Genomic DNA, 15731 nt, shown 5'->3' with positions numbered 1-15731 from the left:
GAATGAGGCTGGCAGGCCCCCCGCTTCTTTTGTTATGACTGGGCTGGCGGATGCGCCTGCATCCGATCGGGAGGGATCGATTGACTGACGGCCAGGCACGAACGGGACGGGCGAAGCACCCGGGCAGAAGCATCTCCTTCCGCCTCGGCATCATCCTTCTGTGCGCTGCGCCGCTGGGTCTCGTATCCTCGGCCGAAACATTCGCCGCCGAAAAGGTCGGCAAGCGGCGCACCATCCTGCAACTGCTGTTCGGCAAACGGCAAAAGCCTGAGCCGCCGCCGGTAGAAGTTCCCCAACCTCGCCGCAAGTCGGTACGCCGCAGCGTCGTCAAGATTGAGACGAAGCCCTCCGTCAGTGCCGATGCCAAGAAGGCAGGCGACGCGTTGGCGGTGGAGAACACCGGCCCGGTATTCAAGGTCCTGGTGGCCGGCGATTTCATGGCGAGCGGCCTGGCAAAGGGCCTCGAAGACGCCTTCGCCGACGTTCCGAATGTCGATATCGAATCGCGCACCAGTGCGGCCTCCGGCCTTGTCCGCAACGACTACTACGACTGGCAGGCGAAACTGCCGTCCTTTATCGAACAGGTCGAACCTTCGATCGTGGTGATCATGGTCGGCTCCAACGATCGCCAGGCCCTTCGCGGCGTTGCCGGCAATCCGCAGCCGCTGAGTGAGGATTGGCAGAAGGAATATATCCAGCGCGTGCAGGCGCTGGTGCGTACGGCAACGAGCAAGAGCCTCCCCGTCATGTGGATGGGCCTGCCGTCTTTCCCCAACGCCTCCATGTCGGCGGACATGATCAAGCTCAATGAAATCTACCGCCGCGAGGTCGGCAAGATGGGCGGCGAGTTCGTCGACATCTGGGACGGCTACGTCGACGATGCCGGCAAGTTCGTCATGAGCGGTCCCGACGTCAACGGCCAGCAAGTGCGCCTGCGTGGTCCGAAAGGCATCAACATGACCGATGCCGGCTTTCGAAAGCTCGCCTTTTACGCCGAAAAGCCGATCCGCCGTCTGCTGGGCGGCACCTCGATCGGAAATTCCGTGCTGCTCGGTGGGTCGAGCCTCCCGGATCTCATGAGCCTGCCACCGTCGCAGCTGGCGGCTATCACGCGCGTGCCGCCGATCGGCCTGTTCGATCCGGAACTGGACGGCGGCAAGACGCTGCTCGGTGCAGCGCCCTATCCCGGTTCCAGCGGACTGACGGCCCGCGACCTTCTTCTGGAAAGCACGGACACCACGTCCGCGCCGCCGGGCCGGGTCGACTATTACGACCTTCCCCGGCAGCAGTAAAACGGCAACCCGCCGTCAGCGCGGCAGGACGGAACTGCCCATCAGCGCTTCGTCGATGGCGCGCGCTGCCTGACGGCCTTCGCGGATCGCCCAGACGACCAGCGACTGGCCGCGGCGAACGTCGCCGGCAACCCAGAGGCGATCGACCGACGTGCGGTAGTCCCGGTCGTTGGCGACCACGTTGGTCGAACCGCGACGGTCGGTATTGAGCTGCAGCTTTCCGTCGAGTTCCTTCACCACGCTGTCCGAGAAGGGACCGCGGAAGCCGATGGCGATGAATGCCAGGTCGGCCTTGATGACGAATTCCGTACCGGCGATCGGCTTGCGCTTCTCGTCGACCTTGCAGCACTTCACGCCGGTCAGCACGCCGTCTTCGCCGACGAATTCGAGCGTTGCGACCTGGAACTCGCGGTTGGCACCTTCGGCCTGAGAGGAGGAGGTCCGCATCTTGGTTGCCCAGTAGGGCCAGACGGCGAGCTTGTCTTCCTTCTCCGGCGGCATCGGGCGGATGTCGAGCTGGGTGACCTTGACCGCGCCCTGGCGGAAGGCGGTGCCCACGCAGTCGGACGCGGTGTCCCCGCCACCGACGACGACGACATGCTTGCCGCCGGCCAGAATCGGTTCGGACGGCCAGCCGACGCTATCGATGTTCTCACGGCCGACGCGGCGGTTCTGCTGGACGAGGTAGGGCATCGCGTCATAGGCGCCATGCAGATCGACGCCGGGAATGCCGGCTTCGCGCGGGGTTTCCGAACCGCCGCAGTAAAGCACCGCATCGTGATCGGCGAGCAGCTTCTCGACGGTCACGTCGACACCGACATTGACGCCGCAATGGAAGGTGACGCCCTCGCCCTTGATCTGCTCGACGCGGCGATCGATGAAATTCTTCTCCATCTTGAAGTCCGGAATGCCGTAGCGCAGCAGGCCGCCGGGCTTGGATTCGCGTTCGAACACATGCACGTCGTGGCCGGCGCGGCCGAGCTGCTGGGCAGCCGCCATGCCGGACGGGCCGGAGCCGATGATCGCGACCTTCTTGCCGGTCTTCACCGTTGCCGGCTGCGGCACGATGTAGCCGAGCTCATAGGCCTTGTCGGCGATCGCCTGCTCGACGGTCTTGATGGCAACCGGCGTGTCTTCCAGGTTCAGCGTGCAGGCTTCCTCGCAGGGAGCGGGACAGACGCGGCCGGTGAACTCCGGGAAGTTGTTGGTCGAGTGGAGGTTGCGGATCGCTTCCTTCCAGTTGCCGTTATAGATCAGGTCGTTCCAGTCCGGGATCTGGTTGTGGACCGGGCAGCCGGTCGGGCCGTGGCAATAGGGAATGCCGCAGTCCATGCAGCGCGCCGCCTGCTTCTGCACTTCCTGATCCGACATCGGGATGGTGAATTCGCGGAAATGCCGGATGCGGTCGGAGGCGGGCTGATACTTCGCCACCTGCCGGTCGATTTCCATAAAGCCAGTAACCTTGCCCATCGTGATAATCCGTTCCGTAAATCTTAAACGTTGCCTCTACGCTTTTTCAGCGCATGGGAAGCGGCGCCCGAACGGTTCCTCCGTCCGGCGCCGCCCGTATTCGTTACTCGGCAGCGATGCCCATCCGCATGCGTTCCATTTCTTCCAGCGCACGGCGGTACTCGACCGGCATGACCTTGCGGAACTTCGGACGATACTCGACCCAGTGATCCAGGATCTTCTTGGCCTGACCCGAACCGGTGTAGTGCAGGTGGTTCGAGATCAGCTGGTAGAGCCGCTCCTCGTCGTGACGCGTCATGTCGCCGGAGACGTCGACGCGTCCCTTGTGCATGAGATCGCCACCGTGGTGGTGCAGCTTTTCCAGCATGTCGTCTTCTTCCGGAACCGGCTCCAGCTCGACCATCGCCATGTTGCAGCGGGCCGAGAAATCACCGGCTTCGTCGAGAACATAGGCCACGCCGCCGGACATGCCGGCCGCGAAGTTGCGCCCCGTTTCGCCGATGACGACGACGACGCCGCCCGTCATGTATTCGCAGCCGTGATCGCCCACGCCTTCGACGACGGCGACGGCGCCGGAGTTACGCACCGCGAAACGCTCGCCGGCGACGCCACGGAAGTAGCATTCGCCCTCGATCGCGCCGTAGAGCACGGTGTTGCCAACGATGATCGACTGTTCCGGAACGATCCTCGTGTTTTCCGGCGGACGGACGATGATGCGGCCACCCGACAGGCCCTTGCCGACATAGTCGTTGCCGTCACCGATCAGGTCGAAGGTGATGCCGCGAGCCAGGAACGCGCCGAACGACTGGCCGGCCGTGCCGCGCAGCGTCACGTTGATCGTGTCGTCCTTCAGGCCCTTGTGGTTCCAGCGCTTGGCCAGCTCGCCCGACAGCATCGCGCCGGCCGACCGGTCGACGTTGCGGATCGGCATTTCGAAGGCGACCGGTTCCTTGCGTTCCAGCGCCGGCATGGCCTTCTCGATCAGCTTGCGGTCGAGAATGTCATCGATCGGATGATGCTGGCGCGAGGTCCAGTGGGTCGCCTCCTTCGGCGCATCGACCTTGTGGAAGATGCGGGAGAAATCGAGCCCCTGGGTCTTCCAGTAGTCGAGCATGGTTTCCTTTTCGAGGAGACCGGATTCGCCGATGATGTCGTTGAGCTTCGTGTAGCCCATCGACGCCAGGATCTCACGTACTTCCTCGGCAATGAAGAAGAAGTAGTTGACGACGTGCTCCGGCGCGCCCTTGAACCGCTTGCGCAGGACAGGATCCTGGGTCGCGACGCCGACCGGGCAGGTGTTCAGGTGGCACTTGCGCATCATGATGCAGCCGGCAGCGATCAGCGGCGCGGTCGAGAAGCCGAATTCGTCGGCGCCGAGAAGCGCGCCGATGATGACATCGCGACCGGTCTTCAGACCACCGTCGACCTGCAGGGCGATGCGCGAGCGCAGGCCGTTCAGCACCAGCGTCTGCTGGGTTTCGGCAAGGCCGATTTCCCACGGGCTGCCGGCATGCTTGAGCGAGGTCAGCGGCGAAGCGCCGGTACCGCCGTCATAGCCGGAGATGGTGATGTGGTCGGCGCGCGCCTTGGCCACGCCGGCGGCAACCGTGCCGACGCCGACTTCCGAGACGAGCTTGACCGAGACGTCGGCCTCGGGGTTGACGTTCTTCAGGTCGTAGATCAGCTGCGCCAGATCCTCGATCGAATAGATGTCGTGGTGCGGCGGCGGCGAGATCAGGCCGACGCCCGGCGTCGAGTGACGGGTCTTGGCGATCGTCGCATCCACCTTGTGGCCGGGCAGCTGACCGCCTTCGCCGGGCTTGGCGCCCTGCGCGACCTTGATCTGCAGCATGTCGGCGTTGACCAGGTATTCGGTCGTCACCCCGAAGCGGCCCGAGGCGATCTGCTTGATCGCGGAGCGTTCCGGGTTCTTCGAGCCGTCGAACAGCGGCATGTAGCGGTCGGCTTCCTCGCCGCCCTCACCGGTATTCGACTTGCCGCCGATCCGGTTCATGGCGATGGCGAGCGTGGTGTGCGCCTCGCGCGAAATCGAGCCGAAGGACATGGCCCCCGTCGAGAAGCGCTTGACGATTTCCGTCGCCGGCTCGACCTCGTCGATCGACACAGGCGTACGGCCGAGCGCCGCGGCGTCCTTGATCTTGAACAGGCCGCGAATGGCGTTCATGCGCAGCGCCTCGCCGTTCACCATGTCGGCGAACGCCTTGTAGCGATCCTGGGCATTGCCGCGCACGGCGTGCTGCAGTTCGGCGACCGCATCCGGCGACCATGCGTGGCTTTCGCCGCGCATGCGGAAGGCATATTCGCCGCCGACGTCGAGCGTGCCGGCGAGAACCGGGTCACGACCGAAGGCCGCGGAGTGGCGATCGGCGGTTTCGCGGGCGATTTCCTCAAGGCCGATGCCTTCGATGGTCGTCGCGGTGCCGAAGAAGTACTGGTCCACCAGCGCCTTGGAAAGGCCGACGGCGTCGAAGATCTGCGCGCCGCAATAGGACTGGTAGGTCGAGATGCCCATCTTGGACATGACCTTCAGGATGCCCTTGCCGATCGCCTTGATGTAGCGATAGACGACTTCGCTGGCATCGACTTCCTTCGGGAACTCGCCGCGCGCATGCATGTCGAGCAGCGTGTCGAAGGCGAGATACGGGTTGATCGCCTCGGCGCCGTAACCGGCGAGACAGCAGAAATGATGTACTTCGCGCGGTTCGCCGGTTTCGACCACGAGACCGACCGAAGTGCGAAGCCCCTTGCGGATCAGGTGGTGATGCACGGCGGCGGTGGCCAGCAGCGCCGGGATGGCGATGCGGTCCGGGCCGATCTGACGGTCGGAGAGCACGATGATGTTGTAGCCGCCGCGAACGGCCGCTTCGGCGCGCTCGCAGAGGCGCTCCAGCATTTCCGGCATGCCTTCGGCGCCACGCTCGGCATCATAGGTGAAGTCCAGCGTCTTGGTGTCGAAACGGTCCTCGGTGTGACCGATCGAGCGGATCTTCTCGAGGTCGCCGTTCGTCAGGATCGGCTGGCGCACTTCGAGACGCTTCGCCTTGGCCGCACCCTCGTGGTCGAGAATGTTCGGACGCGGACCGATGAAGGAAACGAGGCTCATCACCAGCTCCTCGCGGATCGGGTCGATCGGCGGGTTGGTGACCTGGGCGAAGTTCTGCTTGAAATAGGTGTAGAGCAGCTTCGACTTCGACGACATGGCCGAGATCGGCGTGTCGGTGCCCATCGAGCCGATCGCTTCCTGGCCGGTGGTGGCCATCGGCGACATCAGGATCTTGGTGTCTTCGGATGTATAGCCGAAGGCCTGCTGGCGATCGAGCAGCGACACGTCGCGGCGCAGCGCGCGCGGCTCCACCGGCTTCAGATCCTCGAGGATCAGCTGCGTCTGGCTCAGCCACTTCTGGTAGGGATGCCTGGAGGCAAGCTCCGTCTTCATTTCCTCGTCGGAAACGATGCGGCCCTTTTCCATGTCGATCAGCAGCATCTTGCCCGGCTGCAGGCGCCACTTCTGGATGATGTCCTCTTCCTTGACCGGCAGCACGCCGGCTTCCGACGCCATGATGACGCGGTCGTCGCTGGTGACGATATAGCGGGCCGGACGCAGGCCGTTACGGTCGAGCGTCGCGCCGATCTGGCGGCCATCGGTGAAGGCGACGGCGGCAGGCCCGTCCCACGGCTCCATCAGGGCGGCATGGTATTCGTAGAATGCCTTGCGCTCTTCGCCCATCAGCTGGTTGCCGGCCCAGGCTTCCGGGATCAGCATCATCACCGCATGGGCCATGGAGTAGCCGCCGCGCACGAGGAACTCGAGCGCGTTGTCGAAGCAGGCGGTATCCGACTGGCCTTCATAGGAGATCGGCCAGAGCTTGGAGATGTCGTCGCCGAAGAGCGGCGAGGACACGGACGCCTGGCGGGCGGCCATCCAGTTGACGTTGCCGCGCAGCGTGTTGATTTCGCCGTTATGGGCGACCATGCGATAGGGGTGCGCCAGCTTCCAGGACGGGAAGGTGTTGGTCGAGAAACGCTGGTGGACGAGGGCGACGGCGCTTTCGAAGCGCGGATCGTTCAGGTCCTTGTAGTAGGCGCCGACCTGGTAGGCCAGGAACATGCCCTTGTAGACGACCGTCGAGGTCGACAGGGACACGAAGTAGAAGCCGAGGTCGCGGCCCGCCTCTTCCGCATAGATACGGTTGGAGATGACCTTGCGCAGGATGAACAGCTTGCGCTCGAATTCGATGTTGGCGGTGCAATCCTCGCCGGCGCCGATGAAGACCTGCACGTGGCGCGGCTCGGTCGCGGCAATGTCAGGCGCCTTGGAGAGCGACGCGTTGTCAACCGGCACGTCGCGGAAGCCGAGCAGGACCTGGCCTTCCTCGGCAACGACTTCGGTGATGATGTCCTTGAAGTGTGCCGCAAGCTCTTCGTCCTGCGGCATGAAACAGTAGCCGACCGCATATTCGCCCGCCTTCGGCAGGGCCACGCCCTGCGCCGCCATTTCCTCACGGAAGAAACGGTCGGGGATCTGCACGAGAATGCCCGCGCCATCGCCCATCAGCGGATCGGCACCAACAGCGCCGCGATGCGTCAGGTTTTCCAGCATGAACAGGCCGTCCTTGACGACCTGATGCGACTTCTGGCCCTTCATATGGGCGACGAAACCGACGCCGCAGGCGTCATGCTCGTTGATCGGATCGTAGAGACCCTGCTTCGGCGGAAGACCGCGCGCCGCTTCACGCATAACGGTCCGGATGGCTGTCGAACCGGCCGCCTGGCGTGCCATGGCCGCTGATGGCGTCATCTTCGTCATCGTCATTCCTCCTGCCGGCCCGCAAATCCGGGCGTTCTGTTGGGTGCTGGTCACCGGAAAACCGGGTCTACAGGCTCTTTGCAATATTCATTTGAAGCCAGCTGCAGCCATCCTCTGTCGGGACGGTATCCAATGAGCCTGCGGCCGCTCTCTTAAACAATGGCCCTGAAGGCGTGCCGTTGTCGGCGCCGATCAATCGTCAGGACTATAGCGTTTTCGGCCGGTATGGTCAGGCCCCTTGGCGATATTTTTGCCGCAAGGCTGAAATTAGGACAACAAAGCTGACCTAATTTCGATAAATCTATGACAGAAAGCCGGGCTTTTCGCAAGAGCCTCGAAATAAATTCTGCAGGCTCTGGCGGTCGAAGCTTTCTCGAATGCTGACATTTCTGAAACAAGCTTCCGTCAACGCCATCTTCTGCGCAATGGCAAATCTGCATCGAAAATGACGGCAGCTGTGCCGGGATTGAAACCGTGGTCACATGGCGTATACCGAAGGCTCAAGACCGTGACGCTTCCCTGACATATCCGCAAGCCGACGATCCACCATCAGAGAGACCCACCTTCATGTTCTTTGCCTCCGACAACTGGGCCGGCGCCCATCCCGCCATCAGCGAACGCCTGTTCAAGGAATCCGGCCGCTTCGCAGCCGCTTACGGCACGAGCGACCTCGACCGTCACGTCGAAAAGACGTTCAACGAAATCTTCGAGAAGGAGGTCGCCGTCTTCTTCGTCGGCACCGGGACGGCCGCCAACTCGCTCGCGCTCGCCAGCATAGAGAAGGCCGGCGGCGTTACCTTCTGCCATTCCGACGCCCACGTGGTGGCAGACGAATGCGGCGCACCGGAATTCTTCGCCAATGCATCGCGCCTGTTCACCGTCCCCGGCCCCGAAGGCAAGATCGACCCGGCACGCCTGCAAGCCGCCATCCGCCGCTTTCCGCAGGACGCCGTACATCAGGGTCGCGCCCAGGCCGTCACCATCACCCAGGCGACTGAGGCCGGCACCATTTACAGTCTGCAGGAAATAGAGACGATTTCCGCCATCGCCGCCGAACACGGACTGCCGCTTCATATGGACGGAGCCCGTTTCGCCAATGCGCTCGTCGCGCTCGGAGCCACCCCGGCCGAAATGACCTGGAAGCGCGGCGTCGACGTGCTGTCCTTCGGCGCCACCAAGAATGGTTGCTGGTGTGCGGAGGCGCTGGTCTTCTTCAAGCCCGACATGGCGCGCGACCTGCCCTTCATTCGCAAGCGCGGCGCACAGCTCTTCTCCAAGACCCGCTTCATCGCAGCCCAGTTCGACGCCTACCTCAAGGACGACCTGTGGCTGGAGCTTGCAGGTCACGCCAATGCCATGGCGGATCAGCTGCGCGACGGACTGGACAAGAGCCCCCATGGACACCAGGCATGGCCGACGCAATCGAACGAGGTCTTCGCCGTCATCGACGAGAGCGTTGCGAAAAAGGCCGAGCAAGCCGGCGCGAAGTTCTATGACTGGCCGGTCCCCGTCGACGAGCCCTACATGCTGAAGGACAACCAGCGACTGATCCGCCTCGTCACCAGCTTTGCGACCAGCGAGGAGGATGTCGGCCATTTTGTCGACCTGATCGCCTGACAGGCGACTCCATATCGCGATCCAGAATGCCGGCCGGATATCCGCGCCGGCTTTTCTTTTGGCATCGGTATCTGGCGCCATTGCTATGCCTGCCTGATCACCGCCCCATCACGCACCCGTCAGAAATGCGCAAAAAAGTCTCACGCCAGAGTGACGTTGAATAACGCGCCATTGATTTCCAATTGATCGCGGCATTTGGGAGTGTCTCCTCACCGGAACGAACGAACCGGTCCGCAACGAGAAGATGCGGATTTCAATTTCCAGAGGAGAATACAATGACCACCAAGACCGCCTTCAATGCATCCGCTCTCGCCGGCGCCGTTGCTCTCGCAGTCACCGGCCTTGCCGCCCTGTCCGCCACCGGCGCACAGGCCGCCGAGAAGGAAAAGTGCTTCGGCGTCGCCATGGCCGGCCAGAACGACTGCGCCGCCGGTCCGGGCACGACCTGCGCCGGCACCTCCAAGGTCGACTACCAGGGCAACTCCTGGAAATACGTCGAAGCCGGCAGCTGCACGACCATGATGCTGCCCGGCGACCGCATGGGTTCGCTGACTGCGCTCGAGCGCGACGTTCCCAAGGCTTGATCGGCTAGGACGGCGCATCGGGCCAACCGGCCCGATGCGCCCTAGAATACCAACCCGGGAGAGCCGTCATGACTGCAACAAAACTCCAGTCCGAGTTCACTGCGACCGGCTTTCCGGCCTTCACCATGCCGCGCCGCGCCGGTGCCGGCTTCAAGACCACCCACGCCGATCAGATCCTCGCCGACGACTACCGGATCGGCTTTCTGGAAGTGCATGCGGAAAATTACATGGGCGCCGGCGGCCACCCGCACCGCATCCTGACCACGATGCGCGGGCAGTTCCCCCTTTCCATCCATGGCGTCGGCCTGTCGATCGGCTCCCCGCAGGGCCTCGATCCGGACCACCTCGCCCGACTGAAGGCCGTCGTTGAGCGCTACCAGCCCGCACTCGTCTCAGAGCATCTCGCCTGGTCAACGCACGACACGACCTTCTTCAACGACCTTTTGCCCGTCCCCTATAACCGTGACACCCTGAACCGTGTCGTCGAACACATCGACCAGGTCCAGGATGCGCTCGGCCGCAAGATGCTGCTCGAAAATCCGTCGACCTATGTGGCCTTCAACCAGTCGACGATGAGCGAGACGGATTTCATCCGCGAGATCGCGGCGCGCACCGGCTGCGGCCTGCTGCTGGACATCAACAACGTCTACGTGTCGGCAACCAATCACGATTTCAAACCGCTCCGATACCTCTCCGACTTCCCGCTGGATCTCGTCGAGGAAATTCACCTCGCCGGACACGCCGAAGACACCGACGACGAAGGCGACAGGCTGCTGATCGACGCCCACGACCGCCCGGTCGATGAAGCCGTCTGGTCTCTTTATGACATCGTCATCGGCCAGACCGGGCCGCTGCCGACGCTCATCGAATGGGACAATGACGTGCCCGAATGGGACGTGTTGAAACGGGAAGCGCTGCTGGCGGAGGCCATTCTGGACGGCCACGCCGGCAATTACCTCATGGGAGCCCGGCATGGCTGAGACCGCCACGACAAGGCTCGCCGCGGCCTTTTCCGGCGCGCTGTTCGATCCCGACCGGCCTTTGCCCGACGGCGTCGTCGGCCCGGCCGGCAAGCAGGCGACGAAGCGCTTTTCGGTCTACCGCAACAACGTCTCCGTCAGCCTTGTAAACGCGCTGGCCGACATTTTCCCGACCGTCCAGCGGCTGGTCGGCGAAGACTATTTTCGCGCCATGGCCCGGATCTATGTCCAGGAGCATCCGCCGCAGTCACGTTTGATCTTCGAGTATGGCGGAAACTTCGCCGATTTCGTCGCAGACTTCGAGCCGGCAAGGCATCTGACCTTCCTGCCGGATGTCGCCCGGCTGGAACGTCTTTGGCTGGATGCGTTTCACGCGGCCGATGCCTCGCCGCTTGATCCGGCGGCCCTCTCCGCCTTTCCGCCCGAACAAATCGCGGACCTGCGCTTCACCGTTCATCCGGCGACGCGGATTTTCCGCGCGTCGCACGCCGCCGTTTCCATTGTCTCGCGCGATCGCTCCGGGCAGACGCTTGCCGATCTCGACCCGACAAAGGCCGAGGACGGACTGATCACCAGACCCGGCTTCGACGTCGAGCTGCGTCACCTTCCAAAAGGTGCGGCAAGCTTCCTCGAAGCGCTGGCCGCGGGGCGGACGCTTGGCGATGCGGCCACGGTGGCGATGACAGAAAATCCGGAACTCGATCTGTCCGGCACGATCGCCGGCACGCTGGAGGCCGGCGTCTTTACAAAATGCACTACCGGCTGAGAGCCGGACGGACCTGGGGGGCCATGAAATGACAATCCTGCAAACGCTGACAAGGCTCTATGCCGATATCTTTTCCTCCATCGAGCGAGCATTGGACGGCTGGTTCCTGGGACTTGCCGCCCGGCTGGTCTTCCTGGCCGTCCTCTACCTCTATTTCCTGAACTCGGCGCTGACCAAGGTCGGTGACGGACTGCTCGGGCTCGTGCGCCTGTCCGCCGGCGCCTACTACCAGATCGTCCCGCAGGCGGTGGATGCCGCCGGCGGCGATGTGGACGCCATCGGCTTCCTACCCTGGGGCCTGATCGTCCATCTCGGCACTTATGCCGAATTCGTCCTGCCGGCCCTGATCGTTGCAGGGCTGTTCACCCGCGCCGCGGCACTGGGTATGATCGGCTTCATCGCCGTGCAGACCCTCGTCGACATTACCCTGCACATGGTCGATGCCGAAACGATCGGCGCGCTCTTCGACCGCTTTCCCGACAGCGTGATTGCCGACCAGCGGCTGCTCTGGGTCTTCCCGCTTGCCTATCTCGCCATCAAGGGAGCCGGCCTGGTGTCGCTCGACGCCCTGCTCTGGCATCGCTGCCGGCCGGTTGCAGCTATTGCCGCGTAGCAAGCCGGGCACGGTCCCACCAACGAAAAACGGCACCCCGATCGGGGTGCCGTTCCATGTTCAAGGCATTGTCAGGCTCGCGCGTCAGGCGGCGTTGGCCTGTGCCTCGATGGCCTTCTGCTGGTTCGCAGCGCTCGCGTCGATCGCGATCCGGCGCGGCTTCATGGCCTCCGGAATGTTGCGCAGAAGGTCGATGTGCAGGAGCCCGTTCTTGAGCGAAGCGGACTGGACCTCCACATGGTCGGCAAGCTGGAAGCGGCGCTCGAAAGCACGCTTGGCGATGCCGCGGTAGAGGTACTCGTTTCCGTCTTCGAGCTCCTGGGCCTTTTCACCCTTCACGATCAGCACCTGGGCATGGGATTCGATCGAAAGCTCGGTTTCGTCGAAGCCGGCGACGGCCATCGTGATGCGGTAATTGTTCTCGCCGGTCCGCTCGATGTTGTAGGGCGGATAGGCGGGAGCCTGTTCGGGCTGGCCGACGCCGTCGAGCAGGTTGAACAGACGGTCGAAGCCGACGGTGGAACGATAGAGGGGGGAGAAATCAAATTGACGCATGGTGTCCTCCTTCATGAAGCGACGATGTGCGGTTGCTTTTATCTTCGGCGTCCCGTTCTGGCGAAACCGAAGCACTTTGCGGACCCATTGACTTTGAGCGGCGCCCGCAGAAACGAGATGGGAATTGCCGATTTCGAATTCAAGAGCCGCGCGCGAGCCGCAAACCTGAACCTCGGGTGAACGGCCGGTTCCACCCAAATTCAGCTTGAACTTAATATGAAGGAGACCGTCGGACCGAATGCGTCCGGCGGCTGGGGCAAAACGTCCCGCCCGCCTCAGCCTATCTTGGCCGGCTCGTCGCGCGTAACTGGACGGGCCGGTCTTTTTTCTTTGACGAGCGCCGGGGCTTGCGCCTACTCATGGGTGCTCCGTTCAATTCCCGACGCACCGGATCAGACTGATGATGGAAGCCAATCTGCGCCTGAGCGCCGACAATCCGCCGCCGCGCAACTACACGGCGGGTTTCTTCACCGGACGCGATGGTGTGGCACTGCGCTATGCGATCTTCCGCACCGAGCGCAGCCTCGCCCGCGGCACCATCATCATTGTCCAGGGCCGCAACGAAAGCATCGAAAAATACTTCGAAACCATCCGGGACCTGAACCAGCACGGCTTCTGGGTGGCGACCTTCGACCTTCGCGGCCAGGGAGGCTCCGAGCGCCTTCTGCCCGATCCGCGCAAGGGGCACGTCGGGCGCTTCGCCGACTATGAGGAAGACCTGGAAACCTTTCTGCAGAAGGTGGTGCTGCCCGATACCCGCCTGCCCTTCTATCTCATCGCCCATTCGACCGGCGGACTGATCACGCTGTCGGCCGCGCCGAGGCTTGCCAACCGCATCGAGCGCATCGTCGTCGCCTCGCCCTTCGTTGCGCTTCGCCGCAACGGCATGTCGCAGGGCACCATCGGCCGGATCGCCGGCGCATTTTCCATGCTTGGCCTTGGCGACTGCAGGCTGACCGCCGATGCTGGTGAACCGCCGTTCGACGGTAACGTGCTGACGTCGGATCCGGCGCGGTTTGCACGCAGCCGGCAGATCACGAAACTTTATCCTGAGCTGGCGGTCGGGCCGCCGACGGCGCGCTGGATCTACGAGGCGACGAAGACGATGAAAAAGGTGCACGGCCACCAGCACCTCGCCTCCATCATGATCCCCACTCTGGTGCTGGCCGGCAGCAACGACCGGCTGATCCCGATCGAGGCGCACGAAAAGCTGGCGGAATACTTCCGCGCCGGCCACCTGATCACCATTCCCGGCGCCCGCCACGAAATCTTCCAGGAGCGCGACATTTTTCGCGCCCAGGCGATGGAAGCGATCAAGGCCTTCATACCGGGAGCGGATGCCGAAGAGCGGGAAGCCGGCGACGCCGAGGCCGCCGCCGAGGCCTGATCAGCCGGCGAGAAGCGCCATCGCCTCCGCATGGACCGCGGCGCTGCCGGCGGCGATGATGCGACCACCGTTTTCCGGCCTGCCGCCTTCCCACGTCGTCATGACGCCACCGGCCTGCTCGATCAGCGGGATGAGCGCGCCGACGTCATAGGGCTTGAGACTGTTTTCGACCACCAGGTCGACGTAGCCTGCAGCCAGCAGCGCATAGGCATAGCAATCGGTGCCGTAGCGGAACAGCCGAACCTTCTCCTCGACCGCCCGGTATCGCGGCATGTCCTCGCCTGCAAAAAGATGCGGCGAGGTGGTGAACAGGATAGCGTCCGACAGCGAGCCGCAATCGCGCGTCCTGATCTGGCGCGTGCCGTCCGGACCGGCATACCAGGACGCGTTGCCGTCGGCGAAATAGCGCTCCCGTGTAAACGGCTGGTCGACCATGCCCATGACGGCGCGTCCGTTCTGCTGCAGCCCGATCAGCGTCCCCATACCGGCACGCCGGAAATGAACGCCCGCGTGCCGTCGATGGGATCGATGACCCAGACGAGTTCGCGGTCCAGGCCGATATTGCCGTGCTCCTCGCCGAGGATGCCGTGCTCGGGATAATGCTGCTCGATCAGCGCGCGGATCGCCGTCTCCGCGCCGCGATCGCCTTCCGTCACCGGGTCGAAGCTGCCGACCTCCTTGTTGACGACGGCGGCGCCGCTTCTGAAGCGCGGCAGGGTTTCCTTGCTGGCGGCATCCGCGAGGAGATCAAAGAAGGCGCGATTGGGAAGCATGAGACATCCATCTGCAGGCGGGAACGATGCTCCTGCTCTACCCGAAAACGGGTGTGATGCAAATGCCGCAGTTTGCGCGCATTTTCACGGCAAAATGACGAAATGCACATTTTTTGATCGCCGCGCATTCGCTAGGCACTTGACTTTTGTGCGCCGCAAAAATAACGTTTCCATACAGTCTTCCGACTGTAAATACCCTCCTTGGGTGTTTCCTCCCTAGACTTAACCGCGCCTAAGGCGCGGTTCTTTTTTGCCCGAGACGGCGTATTTCCGACAATTCTAAAGTAAAGAAGTCGCTTTATTCTGCGGCAAGCGCAGTATCGGCGGCGAAGTCGTCGACGAACTCGGAAAGCCTTTCCATGAAGGCACCGATGGCTGCTGCCACGGCATGGAATTCCGGCCTTTTCTGCAGCGTTACTTCGTCGATATAGAGCGCCCTATTGATCTCGATCTGCAGTGCATGCAGGCCGCGCGCCGGACGTCCGTAATGTTCGGTGATGAACCCGCCTGCATAAGGCTTGTTGCGGATCGCGCTGAAGCCCATTTCCTCGAGGATCTGGATCGCCGCGCGGGAAAGGTCCGCCGCCGCGCTCGTGCCGTAGCGGTCGCCGATGATGAAATCTGGCCGGATCGGCGACCGGCAACGCGGACATTGCCGGGCATCGAATGGCAGTCGACCAGAATGCCGAAGCCGAAATGCACATGTGTCCGGGCGATCAGCCGGCGCAGGCAGGCGTGATAGGGCTTGTAGACCCGCTCCACCCGTTCCAGCGCCTCTTCCACCGGCAGCCGGTGGGCGTAGATTTCCATGTTTTCCGCCACCAGCTTCGGCACGGTGCCGAGACCGCCGGCAACCCGCAGCGAAT

At 63.2% G+C, this 15731-nt stretch carries 10 protein-coding genes and 2 pseudogenes; 7 read left to right on the top strand and 5 right to left on the bottom strand.

Annotated features, from left to right (window positions below; all coding sequences use genetic code 11):
- Positions 1 to 80 precede the first annotated feature (80 nt).
- Entirely contained in the window at positions 81 to 1292 is a 1212-nt protein-coding gene (locus ACU5AY_RS00060) for an SGNH/GDSL hydrolase family protein (RefSeq protein ID WP_446827512.1), read from the top strand.
- Positions 1293 to 1307: 15 nt separating this feature from the next.
- On the opposite strand, the gene ACU5AY_RS00055 is transcribed toward ACU5AY_RS00060, so the two are convergent.
- Together ACU5AY_RS00055 and gltB are read right to left on the bottom strand one after the other, a co-directional pair.
- On the bottom strand, positions 1308 to 2762 hold the full coding sequence (locus tag ACU5AY_RS00055; RefSeq protein WP_446822813.1) for a glutamate synthase subunit beta: 1455 nt from the start codon (positions 2760 to 2762) through the stop codon (positions 1308 to 1310).
- A gap of 103 nt (positions 2763 to 2865) precedes the next feature.
- A complete protein-coding gene (gene gltB / locus ACU5AY_RS00050) occupies positions 2866 to 7590 on the bottom strand; it encodes a glutamate synthase large subunit (RefSeq protein WP_446827511.1) in 4725 nt (1574 codons plus the stop codon).
- A gap of 567 nt (positions 7591 to 8157) precedes the next feature.
- Between gltB and ACU5AY_RS00045 the strand changes: the two genes are divergently transcribed.
- From ACU5AY_RS00045 to ACU5AY_RS00025, 5 genes are all read left to right on the top strand, one after another.
- A complete protein-coding gene (locus ACU5AY_RS00045) occupies positions 8158 to 9207 on the top strand; it encodes a threonine aldolase family protein (RefSeq protein ID WP_446827510.1) in 1050 nt (349 codons plus the stop codon).
- 275 nt (positions 9208 to 9482) lie between these two features.
- On the top strand, positions 9483 to 9791 hold the full coding sequence (locus ACU5AY_RS00040) for a BufA1 family periplasmic bufferin-type metallophore (RefSeq protein ID WP_446827509.1): 309 nt from the start codon (positions 9483 to 9485) through the stop codon (positions 9789 to 9791).
- A 68-nt stretch (positions 9792 to 9859) separates the two neighbouring features.
- Positions 9860 to 10771 (top strand): MNIO family bufferin maturase, encoded by a 912-nt coding sequence (bufB, locus tag ACU5AY_RS00035; RefSeq protein ID WP_446827508.1) that lies wholly within the window; start codon positions 9860 to 9862, stop codon positions 10769 to 10771.
- Complete coding sequence (locus ACU5AY_RS00030; RefSeq protein WP_446827507.1) at positions 10764 to 11537, top strand: HvfC/BufC N-terminal domain-containing protein; 774 nt, start codon at positions 10764 to 10766, stop codon at positions 11535 to 11537. The genes bufB and ACU5AY_RS00030 overlap by 8 nt, the downstream gene beginning before the upstream one ends.
- A gap of 28 nt (positions 11538 to 11565) precedes the next feature.
- Positions 11566 to 12150: a DoxX family protein gene (locus ACU5AY_RS00025; protein WP_446827506.1), complete on the top strand. Its 585-nt coding sequence runs from the start codon at positions 11566 to 11568 to the stop codon at positions 12148 to 12150.
- An 84-nt stretch (positions 12151 to 12234) separates the two neighbouring features.
- On the opposite strand, the gene ACU5AY_RS00020 is transcribed toward ACU5AY_RS00025, so the two are convergent.
- A complete protein-coding gene (locus ACU5AY_RS00020) occupies positions 12235 to 12705 on the bottom strand; it encodes an Hsp20 family protein (RefSeq protein WP_446827505.1) in 471 nt (156 codons plus the stop codon).
- A 400-nt stretch (positions 12706 to 13105) separates the two neighbouring features.
- On the opposite strand from ACU5AY_RS00020, the gene ACU5AY_RS00015 reads away from it, so the two are divergent.
- Entirely contained in the window at positions 13106 to 14092 is a 987-nt protein-coding gene (locus ACU5AY_RS00015) for an alpha/beta fold hydrolase (protein ID WP_446827504.1), read from the top strand.
- Here the strand turns inward: ACU5AY_RS00015 and hisN are convergent.
- Together hisN and ACU5AY_RS00005 are read right to left on the bottom strand one after the other, a co-directional pair.
- Positions 14093 to 14865: pseudogene (gene hisN, locus ACU5AY_RS00010) on the bottom strand (histidinol-phosphatase).
- Between the two features lie 298 nt (positions 14866 to 15163).
- Positions 15164 to 15729, bottom strand: a pseudogene (locus ACU5AY_RS00005) (N-formylglutamate amidohydrolase); the annotation flags it as partial.
- Between the last annotated feature and the right edge of the window lie 2 nt (positions 15730 to 15731).

It is taken from the genome of Rhizobium sp. PAMB 3174 (assembly GCF_052908375.1).
This window is presented reverse-complemented; position numbering and strand designations above follow the sequence as displayed.